The following is a 7,456-nucleotide window of genomic DNA, read 5'->3' as shown; positions in this document are numbered from 1 at the left end:
ACTTCTTGACGAAGAGCCGTTTTTTCTGTAATTAATAATGAATTGTATGTTTTCGTCGTCCATTTTGCAAAATGTAAACGGCAATTATTACGAGGATAATCCCGGCAATTTCTGCCCAGTTTAAATTCAAATGGAAAAAAATAACACTTAAAATCGAAGTTGTAATGGGTTGAACAGCATCCATGATACTAACAACATCTGATGGAGCATACCTTGTTGCATGAAGCAAAATCCCAAAGGGTAAAATCGTACCAAATAAAACAACTGTAGCGACTGATGCAACTAAGGTCGTTGATATATGAGGCGGATTAACCCAAAACGGTCGATACAGGTTAAATAGGATTCCAGCGATCATTGTTCCCCAACCTAATACAACAATTGGCGGATTCTCATCAGCAGCCCGTTGTGGTAAAACAACATAAAATGCTGCTGTAACACCTGATCCTAAGCCCCATAACAAAGAGACAAGCGGTAAAGCTAGCTGAGTAAAATTACCACGTGTAATACATAGCGCTACCCCGACTAAAGCAACTATAAAGGCAATAATATCACTGCGAAATGGTTTCCTATGCTTGAACATAATTCCACCTAAAACAATAAATAATGGCGAAAGATATTGTAAAATAGTCGCCGCAGATGCATTCCCTGTCTGAATTGCGTAGTAGAAAGTTAACAAGTTGGCCATCAATCCCAAGATAGCATAACTAATAACTGAAATTGCAGTCGCCCTTGTCTTAAATACATTAAAAATTTTTTTACCATATAAAAATACACTAATAACTAATAAAATAACTCCCGCAGCGAATGTTCGCATTGATAGCATCCACGTTGCAGGAATTGCTAAATTCTGTGAAATCAGTTGAAGTACTGTTCCCGAAATTCCCCACATGGCCGATGCTATCGCAGCCCAAACAATTCCCTTCATCACTAAATGAGAAGATTTTTCCATATCAATCACCCTTAAATTTTATTTTTTATTCACCTAGTTTATAAATTGGAATTTTCGACTTAGTCAACGTTTTTTTGATTGGTTTCTGTGACTCACTAATCTTACGTTGTTCAAAGTGACGTTCATTTTCATTAATATCTTTTTCCGTCCGCAAGCCTTTACGATCCCAGTTCTGCAAGATCCGATCCATATATTGCAGATTTAGCGCACTATTCATTACTGCTTGCCGTAATGCTAGTTTTATCATTATCGCTGAATAGTTATCCTTATCTAACCAATCATTAACAATCTGTAGTTCCATTGATGAAAGCGGTCGGCCAAACTCAGCTTCAAGATGATTAAATGTGTCTTCACGCGCATTTGTATTATCAATCTTGATTGTATTCGCCCTGTCTGTTTCATTTAAGAGCGCTAATTTATTTATCAGTAATGAAAAATCATAGATTGCATCCTCTTTACCATCATCAAGTTTTCGCATTTTTTGATCTACCAAGTGATTCGTCATCATTTGGTGCAACTGGGTAAAAACTTGTCGTTCATTAGTACCTAAGTTCTTAGCAATTGTCCGGATATCCGGGTTCATTATTCCGCGATCATGATACGATTTAAATTGGAGATAAAGGACAAACTGCGAAGTCGTCATTCCTAATTCTTTATAATGGTGAAGCAAAAGATTACTAATAGTTGTCTCACCGGCTTGAAGATAATGCTGTAAAATTTCTGCATCCGCCATTTAACCACTCCTTTACGTAAAACTAAGCGGGAGTGAAAAAGCAACCAACTCTCTCACTCCCACAAGGTATTTTTGCAAAACTAAAGAGACTGAGTTACCCCCAGCCCCGTTTAAACTAACCATCTTGCATTATATTAAAGGTTGTTAATATTTTGAACATATTGGCCAGTTTTAAAATTAATCAAATCATAGCATAAATTTCCCTTTTGGTTGCGATACGTAACTTCCCAAACCGTCTTATCATTAAATATTCCGGGAGCAACCTTTAGTATTTCTCGTGGATTACGGTTTTCTTTTGTCATTGCTCGTGCCCGCGCTGCAGTAATACCGCTTGATTGCTTTAAGACCCTAATCTTACCGCCATGTTGGGGAACAATAACAAGAATAGATTGATTTTGCTGATTTTTTCCACTAATTGCATAATAAGTACTCTCCCGATTATAAATATAAAACTGTCCAGGAGAATGCAAATGTGCATACTTTTCCGCAAGCGAAATTGTTTGCTTACGTGCAGAATTGCGCGGCTGATTACTAACCGCAAAAACACTCCATACAATTAGCAAGATAAGTAAAATCGCAATTAGCAAGTTACGAATTGTCCGTATTGAAGAGCCACGACTTTGTTCACGCTGAACTTCGCGCCGACTTTGCATATACTTTCCCTTCTTACTCTCTTCACTTTCTTAAGGATTAATGTTAATCGTTATGATTATACCAGAAATATTAAAGAAAAGCTGATAAAGTTTATTTAACTTTTCCTAGCGTGCTTTCTGATAAGAATTTTTTTGTTACAGAAATTAAGTTATCCGTTTTAAGGGCCTTTACAGGTAAATTAGCTGGCAAACTATGCAGAATCGTTTTACCGTACCGCCGAGTCTGCAATCTGGGATCAAGGACAATTGCCACGCCACGATCATCCTCTGTTCGTAATAGGCGCCCAATTCCTTGGCGCAATCTCATTGTTGCTTTAGGAAGCTCCGAATGATAAAACGGATTTTTCCCTTGTTGCTGCAAGAAATTATTATGGGCTCGGTTCATAATTTCATCTGGTGAATCAAATGGCAATCTGGTAATTATTAACAACTCCAGTGCCGATTTAGGGAGATCAATCCCTTCCCAGAAACTAGATGCTCCTAATAAAATTGAATTTGTCCCACTACTAAACTGTTTTAAAATTTTATCCCGATTACCAGTTATCCCTTGTGCCAATATATCCCGCTGGTCAAATAAATCAGTTTCACGGAGCTGACTATAAACTTGTTCGATCATTACTAGCGAATTAAATAAGATCATCGTCTGATAATCCGCATTTTTCGTTAAGCGATAGATTGTATCACTAAGATAATTAATGTATTCACTATTATTTTGGGCACTGGGGACCGGTGCGTCTTCAGCAATTAGGAGCTTAGCATTATGTTGATAATCAAATGGTGATGAAAAACGTTTTGTTAAGGTATTTTCTCGTTCTAAATCTAATTGATTGTATAAGTATTGAGATCGGGTTGAGGTAAAAAGCGTGGCACCCACAAATAACGGTTGAGCAAAATAAGGATATACATTTTTAGTTAAGTAATGGGTAGCCTCAAGCAACCCACCACTAAGCTGTAGAGTGCTTTGCTCAGCCGATTGCCGAATTGTTACCCAAAACGCTGCTGCATCTCCCTGTTGTTGAAGCGTTTCGCCAAATTTATTTAGGGTCTGGTCTGCTTCGGTTAATTTTGCTAATTGACTTTGAAATTGACTCATCAAGTATCGATCACTTAACAGCCAACGGTCGGGTTGGCTGTTGAATAAATGATTCAACGCCGAAAAATGCAGTTGAACACTGCTTAATGCTTGTTCCAATTTCATCATTATTGGACCGCTAATATCTAAAACCTTCACAACTTGATCATTCTTTAGCGGCTGCTCAATTAATTCATTGTCAGGGTTACCGGTGGAAGCCGCCATAAATTGCCGATATAAAGCCTGCTGGAAAAGATCAACTGCTTCTTCAACCGCATTTAAATCGCCCCTAAGCAATTCAACATTATAGCTTCCCAGCGCTTGATCAGCAAAAATATCTGTTAGATTCCGATCATTGCCATTATTAACTAATCCAGCCATTATATGGACAGCAGTTCTTAATTGTTGAAAATTAAATTTTCTTCGTGAACGTTTTAAAATGCTCTCACTCAAATGCTGTGCCTCGTCAATCACCAGATATGGTCGGCGCGTTCCATCACCGAGTTCTTGCGCATGAGCAACTAAATAAGCATGATTAGTAATAATAATATCTGCTTGGTGAAGTCGTTTTTCGCGTCGAATCAAAAAATCATCATGGTAGTAAGCATTTGACGGATTCAAACTCCTGATACCTTGATGTCGAATCTCAGTAAAATAAGGAGATTGTTGGGAATTGAGGTTAAGTTCATCCAAATCGCCGCTCTGTGTTGATAGTAGCCACACCAATATCTTTGCCTTTAGGAGTTGAACGAGTTTTGAATCTTCGATAATACTAAGGGAGTGAACAAATTTTGCAAGATCGAGATAGTGATGATTACCCTTAATAACCACACTATTCATCTTAAACGGCAAAACTTTATTTAATTTATCAACCGCCGTATCAATAATTTGTTGTTGAAGAACATTAGTCGCGGTACTAACAACGATTTTTTTATTTGGATAAGCAACATAACTTAAAGGAAAAAGATAACCAAGTGTTTTTCCTACCCCTGTTCCCGCTTCGATAATCATCGGTTTGGGTTCATCGTGCGTATAGTTATTATAGACACTGTTCATCAATTTGGCCTGGACAGGGCGGAATTTCAAAACATCCCGATATAGTTTTTCTTTAGCTCTCTTAGTTGCTGGATACTTATACTTTTCCCGTGCCCCGACGGCAGTTAATGGGCGTGATTTATGAAGGACGATTCCATGCGAAACATATAGTTCTTCACTTAATGGGTGAGGATTATTGCGTCGTTGCTGCAATTCAGCATCAAAAACACTTGCTGTTTGTTGCGGTAAATTAAGTTTTAATTGCACAATCTTTTCAAGGGTTAAGGTCGGTAATTCCTTAATTCGCTTTAACAAATCATTTAGCAAGTCCGCCGTTGCCTCTGCATCGGACACTGCACTATGAGGATGATTATGTTCAATATGTAATGAGCTCGTTAAATCGCGCAAACGAAAACTTTTTGCAGTTGGAAAAAGGATCTGACTAAGGGTTACCGTATCAATGGCCGGAATCGATAGCGCAGGATAACCTGCCCTTTCCAGTTCTGCATTTAAAAAAGGAAAATCAAAGTTTACGTTATGCGCTACAAAAGTTGTATTGGCAAGCAAGCTATAAACTGTTCCTGCAACATCTTCAAATAAGGGTGCTGATCGGACATCTTTATCCTCAATACCTGTTAATTGCACAATCGAGCGCGGGATTCGCTCACGTGGGTTTAGTTTTGTCTCAAAATGATTGATAATCTTACCATCTTGAACGAGGACACAACCGATTTGAATAATTCGATCACCATGATTGACATTTGTACCGGTTGTTTCCAAATCAACAACTGAGTAGATTGGCGCTTTTTTATCACGCTTTTTTATGCGCTGACTACTACGCTGTGCCACAATATCACCATATTTCTCCGAAGTTATAATAAAAAGTAACTAATATACTAAGTTAAATGATACACCATTCTACTATAAATTTCTTATTTTTACCCGAATCCCACGATTTCATCACAAAATATTTAGATTTGGTAATGTCCGTAATGGTTTTTAGCTAGATGCGCGGTTTTATGCTATGATTAGATTTGAATTTTTAAGTAGAAAGTAGGTTACGATGGTGAAACAACAAGGGATTGGTACTAGCCATGCGAAAATCATTTTAATGGGAGAACATAGCGTAGTATACGGTCAACCAGCGATTGCCCTGCCATTACCTAACGTCCGCCTAGACGTTACACTAACGGGCCGCCAAGATAACCAGCAAATTATCAAAAGCCGTTACTACAATGGTAGTTTAATCGACCTTCCTGCCTCCATGGTGGGAATAAAGAAATTAATTAATGAATTAATAAAAAGGTTTAACGGTCAAAATGACGGTTGGGATTTAGCGATTCAAAGTCAATTACCCGCTGAACGTGGGATGGGATCATCAGCAGCAAGTGCAATTGCAATTATCCGTGCATTTTTTAACTATTATCATAAGCCGCTTGATCGGTCCCTCCTCCTCCAACTTGCAGATATTGAAGAACAGGTTACCCACCGTAGTCCATCAGGCTTAGATGCTGCTACTGTCAGCTCAGATAAGCCGCTTTTTTACGTTAAAGGGCGCATTGGCGTGCCGATTGAAATGAATCTTGAGGCAACGCTTGTGATTGCTGATACGGGAATTAAAGGAGCGACCAAAGAGGCCATTGTTGCTGTTCAAAATGAACTTGCAACCGATAACGCCCGTGCACAAAAGCACATTAATCACCTTGGACAATTAGTCCAACAAACTAAAGACTATTTAGCTCATAATAACGTTGAAAGTCTTGGCGATGCGCTTAATTTTGCACAAACTGATCTCGCGGCCCTTGATGTATCAGACCCGTCATTAGATAATCTTATTCATGTCGCACGCGACAATGGAGCCCTTGGAGCAAAACTTACTGGTGGCGGACGGGGCGGATGCATGATTGCCTTAATGAAAACAGCAATGGGCGCCCGGCGACTTGCAAGTATTTTAAAAGATAGCGGCGCCCGGCAGACTTGGCTTCAACCACTTGATAAGCGAGGTAATAACTAATGGCTACTGCGAAGGCACATACAAATATCGCCCTTGTTAAATATTGGGGAAAAAAAGATCCAAAACTGATTCTTCCGCAAACCGACAGTCTATCATTGACGCTTAATGAATTTTACACTACTACAACCGTTAACTTTAAGTCAGAACTCGACGCTGACCATGTTAGCATTGACGGTCAGCTTATTGATAAGGCTGACGCTAAAAAAGTTATTCATGTACTAGAGCTTGTGCGTTCGATGAGCGGGATTAATTCATTTGCGGAAGTCACTTCAACAAATCACGTTCCTACAGCAGCGGGATTAGCTTCATCAGCATCTGCATTTGCTGCATTAGCTGGAGCTGCTAGTGTTGCGGCAGGCTTGCATTTATCACGGCGCGATTTATCCAAACTTGCTCGGCGCGGCTCTGGTTCAGCCACAAGGTCAATCTATGGCGGACTAGTTGAATGGCAAAAAGGTGTTGATGATGCCTCGTCATTTGCAAAGCCGATTGCTGAAGATGTTGCTTTTCCTATTGAGATGCTCGCTGTCTTAATCAATACAAAAAAGAAAAAAGTTTCTAGTCGTTCAGGAATGCAGCTAAGCGTTTCTACTTCACCATATTACGAAGCATGGAAAAAAGTGGTTGCCCGTGATATGACTGCCATTAAAGCAGCAATTAAAGCAAAAGACATCGACAAAATCGGTCATATTGCTGAAGAAAATGCCCTGCGTATGCATGCATTGACCCTGTCAGCTGATCCAGGATTTACTTACTTTAATGGTGAAACTCTAGCAATCATTAAAACAGTAGAAGACTTGCGCAGCCATGGGATAAACTGCTATTATACGATGGATGCTGGTCCAAATGTAAAAGTCATTTACGATCGGGCTAATCGTGATAAAATAGTGGCCAGACTTGCTGATATTATTGGTTATGACCGGTTGGTGGTTTCACAACCGGGACCAGGTATAAAAATTTGGAATGAATAAAAATTTATTGAGTAAGGGGACTTTAAATT

Annotated in this window: 6 protein-coding genes; 2 read left to right on the top strand and 4 right to left on the bottom strand. The window is 39.2% G+C overall.

Features of this window, described 5'->3' with window-relative positions; translation table 11 throughout:
• Nucleotides 1–31: 31 nt before the first annotated feature.
• The 4 genes from DTK66_RS06580 to DTK66_RS06565 all read right to left on the bottom strand — a co-directional run bounded on the left by DTK66_RS06580 (nucleotide 32) and on the right by DTK66_RS06565 (nucleotide 5,291).
• Complete coding sequence (locus DTK66_RS06580; protein WP_153931419.1) at nucleotides 32–949, bottom strand: DMT family transporter; 918 nt, start codon at nucleotides 947–949, stop codon at nucleotides 32–34.
• Between the two features lie 25 nt (nucleotides 950–974).
• Nucleotides 975–1,682 (bottom strand): DnaD domain-containing protein, encoded by a 708-nt coding sequence (locus tag DTK66_RS06575; RefSeq protein ID WP_191668153.1) that lies wholly within the window; start codon nucleotides 1,680–1,682, stop codon nucleotides 975–977.
• A 134-nt stretch (nucleotides 1,683–1,816) separates the two neighbouring features.
• Entirely contained in the window at nucleotides 1,817–2,335 is a 519-nt protein-coding gene (locus DTK66_RS06570) for a cell wall elongation regulator TseB-like domain-containing protein (protein WP_153931417.1), read from the bottom strand.
• A gap of 91 nt (nucleotides 2,336–2,426) precedes the next feature.
• Nucleotides 2,427–5,291 carry a helicase C-terminal domain-containing protein gene (locus DTK66_RS06565; RefSeq protein WP_191668152.1) on the bottom strand — a complete coding sequence of 955 codons (2,865 nt, stop codon included), beginning with the start codon at nucleotides 5,289–5,291 and terminating at the stop codon, nucleotides 2,427–2,429.
• 214 nt (nucleotides 5,292–5,505) lie between these two features.
• Between DTK66_RS06565 and mvk the strand changes: the two genes are divergently transcribed.
• The gene (gene mvk / locus DTK66_RS06560) at nucleotides 5,506–6,456 is read left to right on the top strand and encodes a mevalonate kinase (RefSeq protein WP_153931416.1); all 951 of its coding nucleotides are present in this window, start codon (nucleotides 5,506–5,508) and stop codon (nucleotides 6,454–6,456) included.
• Nucleotides 6,456–7,427, top strand: a complete 972-nt coding sequence (mvaD, locus tag DTK66_RS06555; protein ID WP_191668151.1) for a diphosphomevalonate decarboxylase — start codon at nucleotides 6,456–6,458, stop codon at nucleotides 7,425–7,427. Before mvk ends, mvaD begins: the two co-directional genes overlap by 1 nt.
• Nucleotides 7,428–7,456 lie beyond the last annotated feature (29 nt).

This window comes from Limosilactobacillus walteri (genome assembly GCF_014830205.1).
GTDB classification, from domain to species: Bacteria; Bacillota; Bacilli; order Lactobacillales; family Lactobacillaceae; genus Limosilactobacillus; species Limosilactobacillus walteri.
Note: the sequence above shows the minus strand (reverse complement) of the source record. Positions and strands in the feature narration are given on the sequence as shown.